Below are 18,564 nucleotides of genomic sequence, written 5' to 3' on the forward strand. Positions count from 1 at the left end.
GTGTCTGAGCGAAGCCGTCCGTCCATCTTCTGGTTCCTCGCGGCGGCGGTGATCCCCGTGATGACCGCCTCGGTCGACCTGCGGATCCGGAACGGCGACAAGATCCCGAGCACCGGGGCCTTCGTGTTCGCGCCGAACCACTACAGCGAGATCGACCCGATCATCACGGGCTGGACCCTGTGGCGCGCCGGCCGCGCACCGCGCTTCCTCGCCAAGGCCTCGCTGTTCTCGGTGCCCGTGCTCGGCTCGATCCTGCGCGGCTCCGGGCAGATCCCCGTCGAGCGCTCGGGCTCGGTCCGCGGCAGCGAGCCGCTGAAGACCGCCAAGGCTCTCGTGGACGAGGGCCGCTCGGTCATCATCTACCCCGAGGGCACCCTCACCCGCGACCCCGAGCTCTGGCCGATGCGCGGCAAGACGGGAGCGGTGCGGATGGCGCTGCAGTACGGCCTGCCCGTCGTCCCGGTCGCGCACTGGGGTGCGCAGCAGCTGATGGGCCGCTACTCCAAGCGGATCACCCTCTTCCGCCGCAAGCGCGTCGACGTGATCGTCGGCGACCCCGTCGACCTGTCCGCCTTCCGCGGACGCAGCCTCGACTCCGCCACACTCAACGAGGCCTCCGCGGTCGTGATGGCGGCGATCACCGCCCTGCTCGAGGAGCTGCGCGGCGAGGCGGCGCCCGAGAAGCGCTGGAACCCCTCCGAGCACAACCAGAAGGGCACGGGTCGCTTTGAGTCCGAGCAGTAGGAAGGCGCCCATCCCCGTGCCCCGCCGCGTCGCCGTCCTCGGCGCCGGCAGCTGGGGCACCACGTTCGCGAAGATCCTCGCCGACGGCGGCTCCGACGTCGTGATGTGGGCGCGCCGCGCCGAGCTGGCCCGCGAGATCACCGAGGCCAAGCGCAACAGCGACTACCTCCCCGGCATCAACCTCCCGCGCAACATCCGGGCCACGCCGCGCATCGAGGAGGCGCTGGAGGGCGCGGACCACGTCTACCTCTCCATCCCGTCGCAGTCGCTGCGGAGCAACCTCGAGGCGATCACGCCGTTCCTCACCGAGCGCACGGTGCTGGTGAGCCTGATGAAGGGCGTCGAGAAGGGCACCGGCCAGCGGATGAGCGAGGTGATCGCGCAGATGCTGCCGGTCTCTCTCGACCGGATCGCCGTCGCCTCCGGGCCCAACCTCGCCCTCGAGATCGCCAAGGAGCAGCCGACCGCGGCGGTCATCGCCTCCGAGAGCCTCGTCACCGCGCAGGAGGTGGCTCTCGCGGCGACCAACCGCTACTTCCGCTCCTACGTCAACACCGACGTGATCGGCACCGAGTTCGGCGGCGTGCTGAAGAACCTCATCGCCGTGGCGATCGGCATCGTCGACGGCGTCGGCTACGGCGAGAACACGAAGGCATCGATCATCACGCGCGGTCTCGCCGAGATGACCGACTTCGCGGTCGCGTACGGCGGACGGGCCGAGACGATGGCCGGACTCGCTGGGCTCGGCGACCTCATCGCGACGTCGAGCTCGTCCCTCTCGCGCAACAACACGGCCGGGCGCCTGCTCGGCCAGGGCTACAGCTTCACCGACGTGGTGAAGTCGATGCAGCAGACGGCGGAGGGGCTCGCCTCCGTCGCGCCGGTCCTCGAGCTGGCGCGCGCCAGGGGAGTCGACATGCCCATCGTCGAGCAGGTGTCGCAGGTGCTCGCCGGTACGCTCGATCCGAAGGACATCGCGCCGCACCTGACCACGGATTCGGACGAGCCACAGGGTGAGAGGAACCTCGATGACCAGCAAGCTCCGCGTGGCCGTTCTGTTCGGGGGGCGCTCCAGCGAGCACTCGATCAGCTGCGCAACGGCGGCCGGGGTGCTGCGGGCGATCGACCGTGACCGCTTCGAGGTGATCCCCGTCGGGATCACCTCCGACGGCGCCTTCGTGCTCGAGGAGGACCGTCCTGAGAAGTTCGCTCTCGATGCCGCGTCGCTGCCCCGCGTCGAGGACGACGGCTCCCGTGTGCGCTGGCCGGAGTCGGCCCTCTCGCGTGAGCTCACCGTGACGACCGAGGACGGCGCGACGCGCTCGCTCGGCGAGGTCGACGTGGTGCTGCCGATCCTGCACGGCCCGTGGGGCGAGGACGGCACCGTCCAGGGGATGCTCGAGCTCGTCGGGCTGCCCTACGTCGGCTCGGGCGTGCTCGCGTCGGCGCTCGGCATGGACAAGCACTTCACCAAGACGGTGCTGCGGGCCGCGGGCCTCGCGGTGGCGCCCTGGTACCTCGTGACCGAGGCGGAGTGGCGCGCCGACCCGGGCGACGCCTCCTCGGCCCTCGACGAGCTGGGCCTGCCCGCGTTCGTGAAGCCGGCGCGGGCCGGCTCGAGCGTGGGCGTCAGCCGGATCGACGAGCGCGAGCAGCTCGAGGCCGCGCTGGAGGAGGCGTTCGCGCACGACTCGCGGGTGCTGATCGAGTCGGGCATCGTCGGCCGCGAGGTAGAGATCGGCGTGCTCGGCGGCCGCCGCGGTGCTCCGGCCCGCGCCTCCGTCGCCGGCGAGGTGGTCGTCACCGGCCGCGGCTTCTACGACTTCGAGGCGAAGTACCTCGGGGCGTCCGGCATCGAGCTGGTCTGCCCGGCCGATCTCACCGACGGCGAGCTCTCCGAGATGCGGTCCCTCGCGATCCGCGCCTTCGACGCGATCGGAGCCGAGGGCCTCGCCCGGGTCGACTTCTTCCTCACCGCCGACGGCTTCGTCGTCAACGAGATCAACACCATGCCCGGCTTCACGCCGGTCTCGATGTTTCCGCGCATGTGGGGCGCGAGCGGCGTGGACTACCCGGACCTGATCAGCGAGCTGCTCGACTCGGCGCTCGACCGCGTCCCGGTCGCCGCCCGATGACGTCGGCGCTCGCGCTCCGCGTCGAGGCGGGCGCGGCCGCGGCGCCCTTCGAGCAGATCCGTGAGCAGATCACCGCTCTGATCGCCGCGGGCGAGCTGCCGGTCGGCACGCGGCTGCCGCCGGTGCGCGCGCTGGCCGAGACGCTGGGCGTCGCCGCGGGGACGGTCGCCCGCTCCTACCGGGAGCTGGAGTCGGCGGGCCTGGTCGAGACGCGCGGCCGGGCGGGCACGGTCGTCGCGGGAGGCGTGGACGCGCTGGAGCGCGAGCTGCAGGCCGCGGCCGCCGTGTTCGCGTCCCGCGCGCGCGAGCTGGGGGCGACCTCCGATGGTGCGCTCACCGCAGCGAGTCGAGCCCTCGGCGTCTGACGCTGAAGCTCAGCCGGTGGGCGTGTCCGTCGGATCGAGGGTGTCGGCGTCCGAGACGTCGGTGCACTCGCGCGTCTGCGGGACGTAGGAGACGGCATTCGCCAGGTCGAGCGCGGCGGAGGATCCGGACGCGCGGCTCTGGTCGACGGTGATCTCCACCGCGGGATCGCGACCGTAGGTGGTCAGCGTGTAGATGTCCTCGTCCTTCTGCGTCTCGTCGATGATCCAGTCGACTCCGCTGACGTTCACGCAGAGGTCCGTCGTCGGGCCGGGCACCTCGACTCCGCAGTGGAGGATGACGGCGGCCGGGGTGCCCCAGGCGGCGGTGCCCTGAGCGTTCGTCTCGCGCTCGGGCTGCTCCGCGACCACGTCGGGCAGGCGCACCGAGACCTCCGCGCAGCCGGTGCTCGTCGCATCGGCGGCGGGCTCGAGGGCGACGCTGGCCGAGCAGCCCGAGAGCAGCAGGACGGCGGCGGCGGCGAGAAGGGGGGAGCGGAGTCGGCGGGGGGACATCGCCGTCAACGCTAGCGTGTGAACCATGGCAGAGGATCGGAGTCCCACCCTGGCCGAGCTCAGCGAGGGCGAGGTGCTCGCGAGGGTGCTGGCCCGGCTCGGCGGCCCGGGCGCGGAGACCCTGGTCGGGCCCGGCGACGACTGCGCGGTGCTGCGCGCTCCCGACGGCCGCTTCGTGGTGACCACGGACATGATGGTGCACGGCCCCGACTTCCGGCTGGCCTGGTCGCGCCCGGCGGACCTGGGCTGGAAGGCGGCGGCCTCGAACCTCGCCGACGTCGCGGCGATGGGGGCCCGTCCCACCGGGCTCGTCGTCGCGCTCGCGGCACCCCAGTCGCTGGGCGTCGACGTGCTGGAGGGGATCGCGGGCGGCCTCGCCGCCGGCTGCGCCGCGATGGCGCCGGGATGCGGAGTCGTCGGGGGAGACCTGTCCGCCTCCGCGACGCTGACGCTCTCGATCACGGCGTTCGGCTCGCTCGACGGACGACCGCCGGTGCTCCGCAGCGGTGCGAGGCCGGGGGACGTGCTCGCCGTGGCCGGTCCGCTGGGACGAGCGGGGCTCGGGCTGCGCCTGCTGTTCGAGCAGGCGCGGCGGGACGGGGAGCCGTCGGCCGACCTCGCCGCCCGGCTCCGCGAGCGGCATCCGTCCCTCCTCGAGGCGCAGCTGCGCCCGACCGCGCCGATCTCCGCGGGCGAGGCCGCGGGCGGGACCGCCACCGCGATGATGGACGTCTCGGACGGCGTGGTGCTCGACGCCCGTCGGATGGCGCGTGCGAGCGGAGTGGCGATCGACCTCGATGCCGCGGCGGTCGACGTGCACGCGCGCGGGCTCACGGGCGTGGAGGGCGTGGACCTCGACCTGGCGAGGGCGTTGGTGCTGGGAGGCGGCGAGGACCACGCGATGCTCGCGTGCTTCCCGCCCGCCGCGGCGCTGCCGGAGGGCTTCGTCCCGCTCGGGGTCGTCCGCGAGGGGGACCCGGAGGTGCGCCTGGGCGGGGTCGCGCTCGAGGGGCGCGGGGGCTGGGACCCGTACCTCGGCTGGGACGGCGCGGCGGGCTGAGGCCGGTCAGCCGGCCGCGGAGGAAGCGGGCGAGACGGGCGACGCCGGTGAAGCCCACCAGATCGTGGTCTCGCCGTAGTCCTTCCTCCGCTCCCGCTCCAGACCCGCGGGCCAGCGCGGCTCCGGGCTGCGGGAGCTCCGCTCCACGACGACCACCGCGTCCTCGCGCAGCAGCGGCAGCACGCCGGCGAGATCGGCGGCGAGGTCGTCCTCGCCGAGGTCGTAGGGCGGGTCGAGGAACACCGTGTCCGTGTTGAGGGCCGGGGACCCGTCGAGGAAGGAGCGGACCGAGCCGGTCACCACCTCGATCCGCGGGGCGGGCCGCTTGTTCTTGGCAGCCGCGGTCACGATCGCCCGTGCGTTCTCGCCCGCGGTCCGGGCGGCCTTCGGGTCGCGCTCGACCAGGACGACCGCGCTCGCTCCGCGGCTGGCCGACTCGAGCCCGAGGGCGCCGGAGCCCGCGTAGAGGTCGACCACCGTCGCGCCGTCGAGGGCGTCCCGGGCCTCGAGGGCCGAGAAGACGGCCTCGCGCACGCGGTCGCTGGTGGGGCGGGTGCCCGCGCGCGGGACCCGGAGGGTGAGCGAGCCGGCGAATCCGGCGATGATCCTGGTCACCGGATCGAGCATAGGGCGGCACCCCTGCCCACGGCGTCCGGCGGCCGCCGCGCGCTCCCGCCTGGCGGCACACTGCGAACTCTCGGAACCTGGACCCTTTTCCCGTCAGGACTGCGAGAATCCCTAGCTATGACGTCGCTCGAAGACACCCGCTCCGCTGTCGGCCGCCGAGCGGCTCCCGAGACGCCCCTGACCCGCGAGGAGTTCACGGCGCACTGCGGCGCCGTCCTCGGGAACCTCACCCGCGTGATCGACGGCAAGTCGGCCGAGGTCTCGATGGCGCTGACGGTGTTCCTCGCCGGTGGGCACCTCCTGATGGAGGACGTCCCCGGCACCGGCAAGACGGTCCTGGCGAAGTCGCTGGCGGCCTCGGTCGGCGGCAGCGTCGCGCGCATCCAGTTCACGCCCGACCTGCTCCCCTCCGACGTCACGGGGGTCTCGGTCTACAACCAGGCGACCCGCGACTTCGAGTTCAAGCCGGGCCCGGTCTTCGCGAACATCCTGATCGGCGACGAGATCAACCGGGCCTCGCCCAAGACGCAGTCGGCGCTGCTGGAGTGCATGGAGGAGCGCCAGGTCTCGGTCGACGGCACCACCCACCTCCTCCCGCGCCCCTTCGCCGTGATCGCGACGCAGAACCCGGTCGAGATGGAGGGCACCTACTCGCTGCCCGAGGCCCAGCGCGACCGCTTCATGGCCCGCCTCTCGCTCGGCTACCCCGATGAGCGCGCCGAGCTCGAGATGATCCGCACCCGCGACTCGGCCAGCCCGCTCGAGGAGCTGCGGCCCGTCGTGGGCCTCGCCGAGCTCGAGCGGATGATGGCCTACGTGCGCTCCGTGTACGTCGCACCGCCTGTGCAGGAGTACGTGGTGGCGATCATGCAGGCCACGCGGGTCGACCCCGAGCTGCGGCTCGGGGGGAGCCCGCGCGCCACGCTCCAGCTGATCGCCGCCGCGAAGGCGCTCGCCGCCCTCAGCGACCGCGACTTCGTGGTGCCGGACGACGTGGACGCGCTCGCCGTCCCCGTGCTCGGTCACCGCCTCCTGCCCGCCACCCGCCTCCCCGGCCGCTCCGGCGCCGGATCCTCGCACTCGGTCACCGAGATCGTGCAGCGCATCGTCGCGGCCACCCCCGTCCCCTTCGGCAACCGTGGCGACTGAGGCCCGCGCCGCCGAGACGCCGTCGTCCCGTCTCGGCGGTCTGCCCGCGCTCCGCGGGGTCGCGCTGACGCTGCGCGGCTGGGCGCTCGTTCTGCTGGGCGTCGCGGGAGTGGTGATCGCGCCGCTGTCGGAGTTCCGCGAGCTGCTGTTCGTCGGCCTGGTGCTGCTGGGCCTGCCCCTGGGCGCGCTCGTCTCCCTGCTCCTGGCGCCGGCGTCGTTCCGGGTGCAGCGCCGCTTCGCTCCCCAGACCGTCGCGGCCGGCGACGTGGTGGAGGTCGACGTGCTTCTCGAGAACCGCGGCCGCGCCGTCCGCAGCGGGGCGCGCGCCCACGACCGGCTCGAGCGCGTGGAGCGCGGGGTCGTCGTCGGCCGGCCGGTCGCCGAGGGCGTCTTCGGGCTGCCGGGCGTCCCGTCGGGCGGCCGCGTGCGCGCCCGCTATCGTCTGCCCGCCGAGCGGCGCGGGATCCACCGCATCGGCCCGCTGCGCCTGGTGCGCGGCGACGGCCTCGGGCTCGCGCTCCGCGAGAGCGTCGTGGGGGCTGCGCAGCCGTTCGTCGTGACTCCGCGGGTCGTGCCGCTCCAGAGCGACGTCCTGGACGCGCACGGAGCAGGCGGATCGAGCCCGGTCGCGCACGCGACGGCCGGCGCCGGCACGGACGACGTGATCCCGCGCGACTACCGCCCGGGGGACGCCATGCGCCGGGTGCACTGGCGGGCGAGCGCCCGCTCCGGCGAGCTCATGGTCCGCCAGGACGAGCAGAACACCGATCCGCACGCGTGGATCCTCCTCGAGACCCGGGCCGAGCGCGTGCTCGAGCGGCGCGGCGACGATCGGCTCGAGTGGGCGGTGTCGATGACGGCCTCCCTCGCCGTGCACCTGCTCGACCGCGGCTTCGAGACCCACCTCGTCGAGACGGGTGCGGACGGCGAGCCGGAGCACTCGGAGGACGAGCGCGAGGTGGCGCACGACGTGCTGCTGCGCCTGGCCGAGCTGGCGCCCTCGCGCGAGTCGGTCGACGCGGTGACCCGGATCTCGGCCGACATGCGCGACACCGGGGGAGTGCGACCGGTCTTCGCCGTCCTCACCCGACTCCTCGAGTCGGACCTCGACGCCCTCGGCTCCCTGGCCGCGCAGTCGCGCCCCGCGATCGCCTTCGTCGTCGCCGGCACCGCTGAGGAGGAGGCGGCTCTCGCCTCGCTCGGCTGGTACGCGGTGTCCGTCGACCCGAGTGCCTCCGTCGAGGAGGCGTGGGCGCAGGCTCTCGCTCTGCGGGTGGTGGCGTGAGCCGCCGCGTCGAGAGCGATCCGCGCGCCGGGTCGGCTCCTCTGAGCGGTCTGCTCTTCCTCGCGATCACGGCCGCCGCCGCCGGGATCGGGCGGCTCCTCGTCGGCGTCGACTGGCTGGTGCTCCTCGCGAGCGCGGTTGCCGTGGTGCTCGGCGTCCCGGCCGCCGCCCGGGCTCTGCGCGTGCACCCCGTCGTCCCGCCGATCCTCGGCACGCTGACGATGGTCGGCGTGCTGACCGCGATGTTCGTGCCCGGTCGGGCCCTGCTGTTCGTGATCCCCACGCCCGGCGCCGTCGCGCAGGCGGAGGCGCTCGCGCAGGGCGGCTTCCAGTCCATCGCCCAGCAGGGGCTCCCGGCCATCGCCGACGACGGCATCTCGTTCCTCCTGATCGGCGGGGTGGTCGTGCTCGCCTGGGCGGCCGACCTGTTCGCCTTCTCCGTCCGCCTCCCCGCCCTGGCCGGTCTGTTCCCTGCGGCGCTGCTCGCGGTGCCGGCGATCGTGGACCCCTCCGAGGTGTCCTGGGCGAGCCTCGTCGTCACTGCGCTCGCCTACGCGGGCGTGCTCGCCGCCACGGCCGCCCCTCGCCGCCCGAGCGGCCCGAGCGCGGCCGCGGCCGTGCTGCCCGCCTTCGCGGCCGTGACCGTCGTCGTCCTGGGCGCGGGAGTCGTCGCCGGGTCGGCGGCAGGCTACGCGCGCACCACCGCCCCCTCGGGCGTCTCCGGCAGCCTCTTCAACGGCGCGATCGACCCGGTGGTCGCTCTCGGCGCGGACCTGCGCCGCCCGAACCCCGTGACCGTGCTGCGCTACGCCACCGACTCCAACCTGCCCGTCTACCTCCGCGTGCTGACCGTCTCGGACTTCGACGGTGACGACTGGGCGCCGAGCGAGACCGAGCAGACCGCTCCGATCGAGGCGCCGATCGCGCCCGAGGGGCTCTCCGAGAGCGTGCCGCGCGAGGCGGAGGAGGTCGACGTCTCGGTGGAGACGCTGCGGAGCCAGTGGCTCCCCGTGCCGTATCCGGTCTCGTCGCTGACGGGCGTCGGCGACGGCTGGCTCCAGGACGTGCAGGACGGCTCGATCCGCGGCGACGCGACGACCCGCTCCGGAGACGACTACCAGGTGCAGGCGCTGCGGCTCGAGCCCGACCCGCAGCAGCTGCTCGCCGCGCCCGCGCCGTCCGGCGTCGACCGGTACCTCTCGCTCCCCGACGACGTGCCCGAGATCGTCCGCACCACCGCCGAGGAGGTCACGGCGGAGGCTCCGACCGCCTACGACCGGGCGCGCGCGCTGCAGACGTACTTCCGCTCGTCCGAGTTCCGCTACTCCGAGGACACCCCCGCGGAGGAGGGCTACGACGGCGACGGAGTCGGCGTGCTCTCGGCGTTCCTGACGACGAAGGAGGGCTACTGCGTCCACTTCGCCTCGGCGATGGCGGTGATGGCGCGCGAGCTCGGGATCCCGTCGCGGCTCGCCATCGGCTACCAGCCCGGCTCCGTCGTGCCCTCCGGCGGCAGCGACCTGACCACCTACCGCGTCCTCTCCTCCGACCTGCACGCCTGGCCCGAGCTGTACTTCGAGGGAGTCGGCTGGCTGCCCTTCGAGCCGACGCCCAGCCGCGGCGCTCCGGCCTCGTACACCCTGCCGAGCGCGACGGCGTCCTCGGGCCCCACCGCCCCGGGCTCGACCGCGACCACCGCGCCCGGTGCGACCAGCGCTCCCGCCGCGACACCCACTCCGACGGCCGCGTCGGCGACGCCGACCCCCGGTGCCGTCGGCGCCTCGAGCACCACGGCGGCTCCCGCGGCCACGCTCTGGGTGCTGCTCCTGCTGCTCGTGCTCGTCCCCTGGCTGATGCGCGCCGTCCAGCGCGCGCTGCGGCGCCGGTCCGCGCGCTCCGGCTCCGTCGAGGCCGCGTGGGCCGAGCTGCTGGCGACCGCCCGCGACCTGGGCGTCCCCGTGGAGGACACGGAGTCTCCGCGCGCGCAGGAGGCCCGCATGGCTCCCGCCCTCGACCCCGGAGCGGCGGCACGTCTGCAGGGGCTCCGGGAGCGCGTCGAGCGCCGGCGCTACTCGCCGTCCGCGAGCGAGTCGGAGGCGTGGGACGACGCGACCGCCGTGGCCGCCGCGCTCCGCGGCTCCGCGAGTGCCGGTCGTCGGGTGCTCGCGTCGGTCGTGCCCCGCTCGGCGCTGGACCCGGTCGCCCGGCTCGCGCGTCCGAGGTCCGACCTATGATCGCTAGGTGATCCCGGACCCCCTCGACGCCTCGCTCGCGCCGCTGATCGGGCCGCGCACGGCGAGCGCGGTCGAGAAGGCCTTCGGGTACCGCACGGTCGGCGAGCTCCTGGGCCACTACCCGCGCCGTTACGCGAAGCGGGGCGAGCTGACGGCGCTCTCGCGTCTCCCCGTGGGAGAGAGCGTGACGATCGTGGCGGAGGTGCGCGAGGTGCGCGAGCGGCCGATGCGCAACCGGCGCGGCACCCTGCTCGAGGTCGTCATCTCGGACGGCTCGGGCACGCTCTCGCTGACGTTCTTCGGACAGCCCTGGCGCGCGGCGAAGCTCCACCGCGGCGTGCGCGGAATCTTCGCGGGTACGGTCTCGATGTTCCGCGACACCCCGCAGCTCACGCATCCCGACTACCGCCTGTTCGACGACGAGGAGGCCGCCGCGACGGAGACGGGAGGCGGTGAGCTCGCGAAGGACTGGGCCGAGCGGCCGATCCCGATCTACCCGGCGACCAGCGCGATCTCGAGCTGGCAGCTCCAGGCCGCGATCGGCGTGCTGCTGGACGGCTTGCGCGACGTGCCCGACCCGATGCCCGAGCAGGTGCGCGCCGGCCGCTCGCTGCTGGGCCTCGGCGAGGCGCTGGAGCTGATCCACCGCCCGCAGCGGGAGGGCGAGGAGGCGCAGGCGCGCGAGACGCTGCGCTTCCACGAGGCATTCCTCCTGCAGCTCGCCCTGCTCGAGCGCCGGGCCTCGGCGCGCAGCAGCCCCGCGACCGCCCGCGTGCCCGGCCCCGGCGGGCTGCTCGAGCGCTTCGACGCCGCGCTGCCCTTCGCCCTCACCGGCGACCAGACCGCGGTGGGGCACGAGATCGCCGCCGACCTGGCCGCTGAGAGCCCGATGACCCGGCTGGTGCAGGGCGAGGTCGGCTCCGGCAAGACCCTCGTCGCGCTCCGGGCGATGCTCGCCACGGCCGAGAGCGGCGGGCAGGCGGCTCTGCTCGCTCCCACAGAGGTGCTCGCGGGGCAGCACCTCCGCTCGATTGCGAGGACCCTCGGCCCGGAGCTCGCGGCCGAGCTGGTGCCGACCCTCCTCACCGGCGGGCTGGGGGCGGCGCAGCGCCGTGCGGCCCTCCTCCGGATCGTCTCGGGCACGGCGAAGATCGTCGTCGGCACGCACGCCCTCCTCGGCGACGCGGTCTCCTTCTACGACCTGGGCCTCGTCGTGATCGACGAGCAGCACCGCTTCGGCGTGGACCAGCGGGACGCTCTGCGCCGGAAGGGCGCCACCCCGCCGCACGTGCTGGTGCTGACGGCCACGCCCATCCCGCGGACCGTCGCCATGACGGTCTTCGGCGATCTCGACACCTCGACCATCCGCGAGCTGCCCGCCGGGCGCCCCGGCATCACGAGCCACGTGGTCCCGCTCGCCGACCACCCCGCGTGGATCGCGCGGGCCTGGGAGCGCGCCGAGGAGGAGATCCGCTCGGGGCACCAGGTCTACCTCGTCTGCCCGGCGATCGAGCCGGGGGAGCCCGCCGAGGGCGCGCAGCCGCCCGAGGAGGACGCCGCCGCGCCGCTCACGACCGTCGCGGCGACGCTGGAGGGCGTGCGCGCGCATCCGCTGCTCGGGAAGCGCCGGTCGGCCGCGCTGCACGGGCGGATGACGACGGAGGAGAAGGACGCCGTGATGCGCTCCTTCGCCGCGGGGGAGATCGACGTCCTGGTGTCGACGACGGTCATCGAGGTCGGCGTGGACGTGCCGAACGCCTCGATGATGGTCGTGCTCGACGCGGAGCGGTTCGGAGTGTCGCAGCTGCACCAGCTCCGCGGGCGCATCGGGCGCGGCGGCGTCGCGGGGGTGTGCCTGTTCGTGACGGCGGCGGAGGCGGGGACGGTCGCGCGCGAGCGGGTGGAGGCGGTCGCCGCGACGCTCGACGGCTTCGCGCTCGCCGAGGTCGACCTGGAGCTGCGCCGCGAGGGCGACGTGCTGGGCGACTCGCAGTCCGGCGGGCGCTCGTCGCTCCGCCTGCTGCGGGTGGTGCAGGACGCGGACGTGATCGTGGAGGCGCGGGCGCTGGCGGAGCGGCTCCTCGCGGAGGACCCGTCCCTCGCCGCGCACGATCGGCTCCGTGCCGCGCTCGAGCGCCGCGTGCAGGACCGCGACCGGGAGTTCCTCGCCAAGAGCTAGGCGGTGCCCGCCCGCTACTCTGTCGGCATGGCCCGCATCGCCGTCGTCCCCGGCTCCTTCGACCCCGTGACCCTCGGTCATCTCGACGTGATCGAGCGGGCCGCGCGCCTGGTCGACGAGCTGCACGTCGTGGTGGTGCACAACCCCGCCAAGACGGCGCTGCTGCCGATCGCCCAGCGCGTCTCGCTGATCGAGCAGTCGATCGCGGAGGCCGGGCTCGAGGGGCGGATCGTCGTCGCCTCGTGGAGCATGGGCCTGCTCGTCGACTACTGCACCGACGTCGGCGCGAGCATCCTGGTGAAGGGCATCCGCTCGCAGGTCGACGTGGCGTACGAGACCCCCATGGCGATCGTGAACCGCAACCTCGCGCACGTCGAGACGGTGTTCCTCCTGCCCGATCCCGCGCACGCCCACGTGTCGAGCTCGCTGGTGCGGCAGGTCTCCTCCCTCGGCGGCGACGTCGCCCCCTACGTGCCGCCCGCGGTCGCCGCGTACCTCGCCGCCGGCTGAGGCGCCGCCGATCGTCCACTCGGGTGATCTCGGGCCGTGGACCCGTGCGCCCGCGGCAGCCGGGAGAATGGACCGGTGAGCGAGACGCGCGTGCAGGCCTGGGCCCTCGACGGCATCCCGGAGGTGACTCCCGGTGACGACCTGCTCGAGCTGATCCTCGAGGCCGTCGCCGCCGCCGCCGAGGAGGACCGGCCCGCGGACGGCGACATCCTCGTGGTCACGAGCAAGATCGTCTCGAAGGCGGAGGGGCGCGTCGTCGCCGCGACCGACCGCGAGGACGCGATCACGGCCGAGACCGTCCGCGTCGTCGCCACCCGGGCGCACGGCTCCGGCGTCACCCGCATCGTGGAGAACCGCCTCGGGATCGTGCAGGCGGCGGCCGGAGTCGACGCCAGCAACGTCGCGGAGGGGACGGTCCTCCTCCTCCCCGTCGACCCGGACGCCTCGGCGCGGGCCCTCTGCGCGGGTCTCCGGGAGCGGCTCGGCGTGGAGGTGGGTGTGCTCGTGAGCGACACCCTGGGCCGCGCGTGGCGGGTCGGACAGACCGACGCGGCCATCGGAGCCGCGAGCGTCCTCGTGATCGACGACCTCCGCGGCGGGGTCGACGCCCTGGGGCGCACGCTCGGAGTGACCATGCCGGCCGTGGCGGACGAGATCGCCGCGCTCGGCGACCTGGTGAAGGGCAAGGCGAGCGGTCGCCCCGTCGCCGTCGTCCGCGGGCTCGCCCGCCTGGTGACGGGGATCGAGAGCCCGGGCGCCCGCACGCTGACCCGGACGGGCCCCGACGACATGTTCCGCCTCGGCGCCGACGAGGCCTTCGCCGAGGGCTTCGCGGCCGGAGCCGCCTCGCGCGAGGAGCGCCCGTGACCGGCTGGAGCGCGGTCGTCGTGTTCAAGGGCCGCGGCGGCTCGAAGACGCGCCTCGACGTGCCGGGCCGCGCGGCGCTGGCCGAGGCGTTCCTCCTGGACACGCTCGCCGCGGTGGCCGCCGCGGAGCCGGTGACGAGCCTTCTCCTGGTCACCTCCGACGCCGGTGCGGCCGACCGCGCACGGGCGGAGCACCCGCAGCTGGTGGTGGTGCCCGACCCGGGGACCCTCGACGCCGCCGTGTCCGGGGGAGCCGAGGCCGCCCTCCACCGCCGGCCGGGCGCCCCGGTGATCGTGCTGACCGGGGACCTGCCCGCCCTGCTGACGTCGGACCTCTCCGAGGCGCTCGCGACGCGGTCGCTCCCGGCCGTCGTCCCGGACCGCGAGGGGAGCGGCACCACGGCGCTCCTGCTGGCGGCAGGGGCCCTGGTCGCTCCGGCGTTCGGCCCGGGCTCGCTGGCCCGGCACCGCGACGCGGGCTGCGCCGTCGTCGTGCTGCCCGGCTCGTCGACGCTGAGGCTGGACGTCGACACGCTCGCCGATCTCGGAGACGCGGAGGAGGCCGGGGTCGGCCCGCACACGTCCCGCGCGCTGGCCGCAGCGGCCTGAGGCGCAGGGAGTCCGAGCCGCGGACGCGGTCAGCCGGCGAGCAGCCCCGCCTCGAACGCCGCCGTCAGGCCCGCGTCGATCGCGAGCGGTGCGCCGTCGACCGAGCGGACGGGGATCGCCCGCCGGGTGCTCGACACCAGCCACGCCGCATCCGCACCGGTGAGCGCCGTGACCGGCAGCTCGCGGCGCGACGATGCGAGCCCGCGGCGCTCGCCCAGCGCGAGGACCCGCTCGACCGTCGTGCCGGCGAGCACGCTGCCCGAGAGCGGCGTCGCGAGCACCCCGTCGCCGAGGAGCACCAGGCTCGACGTCGCCCCCTCGAGGAGAAGCCCGTCGCTCGTGCGCCAGACCACGTCGTCCGCGCCCCGGGACGCCGCCTCGCGCAGCGCCGCCCGGGTGACGGCGCCCGAGGTGGTCTTGACGCCCGGGAGCAGCCACGGCGCGAGCGGACCGCTCGCGTACCCGCGGTCCAGCACGACGACGGCCGCGCCCTTCTCCCGGAGCGCGCTCGAGTCGGGAGTCGGAGCCGCGCGCACGGTGCACCGGGCGGAGTCGCTCGAGCCGTGGGCGGCGATGAAGCGGACCGTCAGGTCGTCGACCCGGTCGTGCTCCGCCACGGCGAGGTCGACCGCTCGGGACCAGAGGGGCGCCTCCGGGATCGTCAGCCCGACGGCCCGGGCCGATCCGGCCAGCCTCTCGAGGTGCTCGCCGAGCGCACGGGGACGTCCGTCGAGGACCGCGACGGTCTCGAAGACCCCGTCGCCGCGGAGGTAGCCCGCCTCGTCCACGCGGACGAGCGGACCCTCCGGGTCGCGGAGGACGACGGCGCCGGAGGTGATCTCGACGAGGACGGGGGTGCTCATCCGCCCATCCTGCCCCCGGCGGAGCCTCAGCGGGGGAGGAGGCCGCTCGCCACGTCGGACGGCTCGACGATCTCGCGCCACGGCTCCGGCCGGAGTCCTGCCGAGCCGAGCACGTCGGCCCCGGCGAGGAGGTCCACGTCGAGACCGGTCAGCTCGCCGATCGCGGCGACCGGCAGCTGGAACGTCCTGAAGCCGCCGAGCGGCACCAGGCCCTCGCGCACCCGCTCCACGAGCTCGCTCTGGTCGAGCAGGTACGCGCTCGTCGCGAGCGTCGATCCGTCCGGGCTCCACGCCGCGATCTTCCAGAAGCGGCGGGGGATGCCCGTACCGCGGTAGACCGGGTCGTCGTCCGCGAGCACGGGCCCGGTGAAGACGCTCAGGCGCGTGCGCCAGGTCTGCGCGTACTCGAGCACCAGCGTCTCGAGCCCGAGCCACAGCTCCTGCGACTGATTGAAGCCGCTCGCCTGGGGCGCGGCGTTCGTGTAGCAGAAGCTGTCGCGGTTGGCCGCGGCGGCCTCGTCCCGGTCGCCCCAGACGGGGTCGCGGCGGCGGACCAGGTGGCCGCGGTCGAGGTCGTTGCGGGCGTACACCTCCGGCCCGGTCTGCTCGGAGGCGGGGATGCGGTCGTCGAGGTGCCAGTCGTCGCCGCGGCCGAGCTCGACCAGGCGCGCGCCGTCGATGTTCACGGCCGTCGAGACGGCCAGGCGCCGCTCCGGATCCAGCAGCACCTCGAAGTGCGTGTACGGCAGGAGCCGGACCGGGCGCTCGACCCTCAGGAGCGGCGCACCCGCGGGGACGCCGAGGAAGTCCGCGTCGAAGCTCACTCCTCGACCTCCGCCGTCGGAGTCGCCGTGGCTGTCGCTGTCGGGGTCGCCGTGGGAGTCGCCGGGGGAGCCTCGGTCGCGGGGACTCCCGTGCCGGTCGGAGCCGGAGCCGGTGCCTGGGTGGCGGGAGCCGGGACCTGCGAGCCGTTGCTGATCAGCAGGGCGATGTCGGAGTAGCGCGCGACGGTCGTGCCCGCGGCCGGGTCGGTGCCCGCCACCACGCCGGCCGGGAGCGACGAGTCGATGGTCGCCCCCTCCTCGACGTCGAAGCCGAGGTCCTCCAGCGCCTCCGTGGCGTCGTCGACCGAGCGGCCGGAGACGGTCGGCACGGCGATCTGGCGGCCGTTCAGCAGGGCGCTGCTGGGCTCCTCGAAGTCGTCTCCGCCGTACTTCTGGTCGGCGCGGGTCATCACCGAGTTCCAGATGTAGTGGCGGATGTTGGAGGCGTACGGGCGGCTCTCGAGCTCCGAGTTCGGGAAGCGGACCTCGCGCATCGAGGTGTGGCCGTCGATGTTGCCCACCCAGACCACGGTCGCGACGCGCGAGCTCGCCCCGTCCATCCAGGTCGACTCCGCGTTGTCGGTGGTGCCCGTCTTGCCGATGTGCTCGATGCCGTCGTCCGGGTCGGACTGGGCGGCCGTGCCGCCGGTGACGACGCGCTGCAGGGCGTAGTTCGCGACCGCCGTCAGCTCGGGGCTGAGGGCCTGGTTGCAGGTGGAGGTCGGCGGCTGGACGGCGGCGCCGGTCGCGTCGGTGATCGAGTCGATGGCGATCGCGGAGCAGGCGGTGCCGTTGTTGGCGAAGCCGGCGAAGGCGGTGACCATCGAGAGGGGGGAGATGAGCGTGTCCGAGCCGAGGACAGCGGACGGCTTGTAGTCGACCTCGCCGCCGTCGGCGGCCTTCACTCCGAAGCCGACCGCGCGGTCGCGGATCGCGCAGAGGTCGAGCTGCTGCGCCATCGAGACGTAGACGGTGTTGATCGACTGCATCGTGCCGGTCAGCACGCTGTAGCTGCCGTTCTCGCTGTCGTCGTTGTTGACCTCGTAGGAGGTGTCGAGCTCGCCGCCCGGTGCGCAGCTGGCGGGGAAGCCCGAGAAGGTGCGCTCGCGGCCGTTGATCGTCTCGTTCAGGGTGCGTCCGCTCGCGAGCCACTGCGCGAGCGTGAACACCTTGTAGGTCGATCCGACCTGGAACCCGGCGGAGCCGCCGTAGGCCGTGTCGGTGTTGAAGTTGACGGCGGAGAAGTTCGCGCCGTTCACGGCGCCGGCCGCGTCGTAGTCCTTGTTCTGCACCATCGCCAGGATCCGGCCGGTGCCGACCTCCATCGAGACGGTCGCGCTGCCGATGTTGGTGTCGAGGGTGGGGACCTTGGGGACGGCGTTGTTCGTCGCGTTGGCCGCGGTGTCCTGCAGGTCGCGGTCGAGCGTCGTGTAGATCTTGTAGCCGCCGCGCTGGAAGTTCGCGAGGCGGGTGTCCGCGTCGTCGCCGAACGCCGGGTCGTTCTGGACGACGCGGGTGATGTAGTCGCAGAAGAAGGCCGCGTTGCCGGCGGTCTGGCAGCCGGTGGGCGTCTGCGTGATCGCGGGGACGACCTCCTCGGCGACGGCGGCGTCGTGGTCGGCCTGCGAGATCTTCCCCTCCTGGAGCATCTGGTCGAGGACGTAGTCGCGGCGGATCTTGTTGTCCGGGATGTTCTCGGGCTGGTCGATCCTGAGGCCGTTGGGGTTGTTGACCGTGGCGATCAGGCTGGCGGCCTGCGCGAGGCTCAGGTCGGCCGCGCTGGTCGAGAAGTAGTACTCGGCCGCCGCCTGGATGCCGTAGACCTGGCCGCCGAAGCCCGCGATGTTGAGGTAGCCGAGGAGGATGTCGTCCTTGCTGTACTTCTTCTCGAGGTCGACGGCGAGCTTCATCTCCTTGAGCTTGCGGCTCGGAGTGGTCGCGGTCGCCTCCTCGTAGGCGGCCTCCGAGGCGGCCTCGTCGGTCGCGCTCAGCGACTCCGCCTTCTGCACGAGGACGTTCTTGACGTACTGCTGGGTGATGGAGGATCCGCCCTGGAGGTCACCGCCGACGATGTTGCTGAGCACCGCGCGGATCGTGCCCTGCAGGTCGACGCCGCCATGGTCGTAGAAGCGCGGGTCCTCGGTCGAGACCGCCGCGTCCTTCACGGACTGGCTGACCTGGTCGAAGGCCACCTCCTCGCGGTTCTGCGCGTAGAAGGAGGCGAGCAGCTCGTCCGAGCCGTCGGTGCGCTTGGCGTAGATCTCGGTCTTCTGGGCCAGCTGGCCGAGCTCGAGGTACTCGGGCACCGTCTCGAACAGCCCGATCGGGTTGTTCTCGGCGAGACCGGTGACGGCGAGGGCGGGAGTGACCCCGACCGTGATCAGCAGGCCCCCGGCGAGGCTGGCTCCGACGATCCCGAGGACCCGGGCGAGCACGCCGCCGCGGGCGGTTCCTTGCGCAGACATGGCTACGAGAGTAGGCGACGAGTCTGGATCCGTCGTGCGGCCGCGCTCGGGGGCCTGCTGATCACGGTCGGGGTCACTCCCGCCCTCGCCGTCACCGGTCTCGCCGAGAACAACCCGATCGGGCTGTTCGAGACGG

At 74.0% G+C, this 18,564-nt stretch carries 17 protein-coding genes; 12 read left to right on the forward strand and 5 right to left on the reverse strand.

The window, feature by feature from the left end; translation table 11 throughout:
• From C5C50_RS01515 to C5C50_RS01530, 4 genes are read left to right on the forward strand one after another with little or no spacing between them, the layout of a single operon-like run.
• Positions 1-744: a 1-acyl-sn-glycerol-3-phosphate acyltransferase gene (locus C5C50_RS01515; protein WP_244229445.1), complete on the forward strand. Its 744-nt coding sequence runs from the start codon at positions 1-3 to the stop codon at positions 742-744.
• 16 nt (positions 745-760) lie between these two features.
• The gene (locus tag C5C50_RS01520; RefSeq protein ID WP_181027083.1) at positions 761-1,876 is read left to right on the forward strand and encodes an NAD(P)H-dependent glycerol-3-phosphate dehydrogenase; all 1,116 of its coding nucleotides are present in this window, start codon (positions 761-763) and stop codon (positions 1,874-1,876) included.
• Entirely contained in the window at positions 1,773-2,879 is a 1,107-nt protein-coding gene (locus C5C50_RS01525; RefSeq protein ID WP_104223094.1) for a D-alanine--D-alanine ligase family protein, read from the forward strand. The genes C5C50_RS01520 and C5C50_RS01525 overlap by 104 nt, the downstream gene beginning before the upstream one ends.
• Positions 2,876-3,244, forward strand: a complete 369-nt coding sequence (locus C5C50_RS01530) for a GntR family transcriptional regulator (protein ID WP_104223095.1) — start codon at positions 2,876-2,878, stop codon at positions 3,242-3,244. The genes C5C50_RS01525 and C5C50_RS01530 overlap by 4 nt, the downstream gene beginning before the upstream one ends.
• A gap of 9 nt (positions 3,245-3,253) precedes the next feature.
• On the opposite strand, the gene C5C50_RS01535 is transcribed toward C5C50_RS01530, so the two are convergent.
• Entirely contained in the window at positions 3,254-3,757 is a 504-nt protein-coding gene (locus tag C5C50_RS01535) for a DUF3515 family protein (RefSeq protein WP_104223096.1), read from the reverse strand.
• Between the two features lie 25 nt (positions 3,758-3,782).
• Between C5C50_RS01535 and thiL the strand changes: the two genes are divergently transcribed.
• Positions 3,783-4,817, forward strand: a complete 1,035-nt coding sequence (thiL, locus tag C5C50_RS01540; RefSeq protein WP_104225623.1) for a thiamine-phosphate kinase — start codon at positions 3,783-3,785, stop codon at positions 4,815-4,817.
• Between the two features lie 6 nt (positions 4,818-4,823).
• Here the strand turns inward: thiL and C5C50_RS01545 are convergent, their stop codons facing one another.
• Positions 4,824-5,432: an RsmD family RNA methyltransferase gene (locus tag C5C50_RS01545; RefSeq protein WP_104223136.1), complete on the reverse strand. Its 609-nt coding sequence runs from the start codon at positions 5,430-5,432 to the stop codon at positions 4,824-4,826.
• 129 nt (positions 5,433-5,561) lie between these two features.
• Between C5C50_RS01545 and C5C50_RS01550 the strand changes: the two genes are divergently transcribed.
• The 7 genes from C5C50_RS01550 (at position 5,562) to cofC (ending at position 14,276) form a co-directional block, all read left to right on the forward strand.
• Positions 5,562-6,593 (forward strand): MoxR family ATPase, encoded by a 1,032-nt coding sequence (locus C5C50_RS01550; RefSeq protein WP_104225624.1) that lies wholly within the window; start codon positions 5,562-5,564, stop codon positions 6,591-6,593.
• The gene (locus C5C50_RS01555; protein WP_104267002.1) at positions 6,583-7,878 is read left to right on the forward strand and encodes a DUF58 domain-containing protein; all 1,296 of its coding nucleotides are present in this window, start codon (positions 6,583-6,585) and stop codon (positions 7,876-7,878) included. Before C5C50_RS01550 ends, C5C50_RS01555 begins: the two co-directional genes overlap by 11 nt.
• Positions 7,875-10,112, forward strand: coding sequence for a DUF3488 and transglutaminase-like domain-containing protein (locus C5C50_RS01560; protein WP_104272691.1), 2,238 nt, complete (start codon positions 7,875-7,877; stop codon positions 10,110-10,112). Before C5C50_RS01555 ends, C5C50_RS01560 begins: the two co-directional genes overlap by 4 nt.
• Positions 10,113-10,119: 7 nt before the next feature.
• Entirely contained in the window at positions 10,120-12,291 is a 2,172-nt protein-coding gene (locus tag C5C50_RS01565; protein ID WP_374952905.1) for an ATP-dependent DNA helicase RecG, read from the forward strand.
• 27 nt (positions 12,292-12,318) lie between these two features.
• Positions 12,319-12,801, forward strand: coding sequence for a pantetheine-phosphate adenylyltransferase (gene coaD, locus C5C50_RS01570; protein ID WP_104233800.1), 483 nt, complete (start codon positions 12,319-12,321; stop codon positions 12,799-12,801).
• 75 nt (positions 12,802-12,876) lie between these two features.
• Positions 12,877-13,668, forward strand: a complete 792-nt coding sequence (gene cofE / locus C5C50_RS01575; RefSeq protein WP_258067593.1) for a coenzyme F420-0:L-glutamate ligase — start codon at positions 12,877-12,879, stop codon at positions 13,666-13,668.
• Positions 13,665-14,276 (forward strand): 2-phospho-L-lactate guanylyltransferase, encoded by a 612-nt coding sequence (gene cofC / locus C5C50_RS01580; protein WP_104268508.1) that lies wholly within the window; start codon positions 13,665-13,667, stop codon positions 14,274-14,276. Before cofE ends, cofC begins: the two co-directional genes overlap by 4 nt.
• Before the next feature lie 29 nt (positions 14,277-14,305).
• Here the strand turns inward: cofC and C5C50_RS01585 are convergent, their stop codons facing one another.
• The 3 genes from C5C50_RS01585 to C5C50_RS01595 are packed head-to-tail and all read right to left on the reverse strand — an operon-like array spanning position 14,306 to position 18,428.
• Complete coding sequence (locus tag C5C50_RS01585) at positions 14,306-15,139, reverse strand: aminotransferase class IV (RefSeq protein ID WP_104268509.1); 834 nt, start codon at positions 15,137-15,139, stop codon at positions 14,306-14,308.
• 26 nt (positions 15,140-15,165) lie between these two features.
• A complete protein-coding gene (locus C5C50_RS01590) occupies positions 15,166-15,963 on the reverse strand; it encodes a DNA/RNA non-specific endonuclease (RefSeq protein ID WP_104246547.1) in 798 nt (265 codons plus the stop codon).
• A complete protein-coding gene (locus C5C50_RS01595; protein WP_104223103.1) occupies positions 15,960-18,428 on the reverse strand; it encodes a transglycosylase domain-containing protein in 2,469 nt (822 codons plus the stop codon). Before C5C50_RS01595 ends, C5C50_RS01590 begins: the two co-directional genes overlap by 4 nt.
• Between the last annotated feature and the right edge of the window lie 136 nt (positions 18,429-18,564).

Source organism: Rathayibacter sp. AY1D9 (assembly GCF_002932395.1).
Classification (GTDB): domain Bacteria; phylum Actinomycetota; class Actinomycetes; order Actinomycetales; family Microbacteriaceae; genus Rathayibacter.

What these genes read in the sequence shown, in the direction of transcription:
- C5C50_RS01595 (WP_104223103.1), bottom strand. Translation starts at nt 18,428, where the DNA reads ATGTCTGCGCAAGGAACCGCCCGCGGCGGCGTGCTCGCCCGGGTCCTC.
- C5C50_RS01530 (WP_104223095.1), top strand. Translation starts at nt 2,876, where the DNA reads ATGACGTCGGCGCTCGCGCTCCGCGTCGAGGCGGGCGCGGCCGCGGCG.
- C5C50_RS01585 (WP_104268509.1), bottom strand. Translation starts at nt 15,139, where the DNA reads ATGAGCACCCCCGTCCTCGTCGAGATCACCTCCGGCGCCGTCGTCCTC.
- C5C50_RS01535 (WP_104223096.1), bottom strand. Translation starts at nt 3,757, where the DNA reads ATGTCCCCCCGCCGACTCCGCTCCCCCCTTCTCGCCGCCGCCGCCGTC.
- thiL (WP_104225623.1), top strand. Translation starts at nt 3,783, where the DNA reads ATGGCAGAGGATCGGAGTCCCACCCTGGCCGAGCTCAGCGAGGGCGAG.
- C5C50_RS01550 (WP_104225624.1), top strand. Translation starts at nt 5,562, where the DNA reads ATGACGTCGCTCGAAGACACCCGCTCCGCTGTCGGCCGCCGAGCGGCT.
- coaD (WP_104233800.1), top strand. Translation starts at nt 12,319, where the DNA reads ATGGCCCGCATCGCCGTCGTCCCCGGCTCCTTCGACCCCGTGACCCTC.
- C5C50_RS01525 (WP_104223094.1), top strand. Translation starts at nt 1,773, where the DNA reads ATGACCAGCAAGCTCCGCGTGGCCGTTCTGTTCGGGGGGCGCTCCAGC.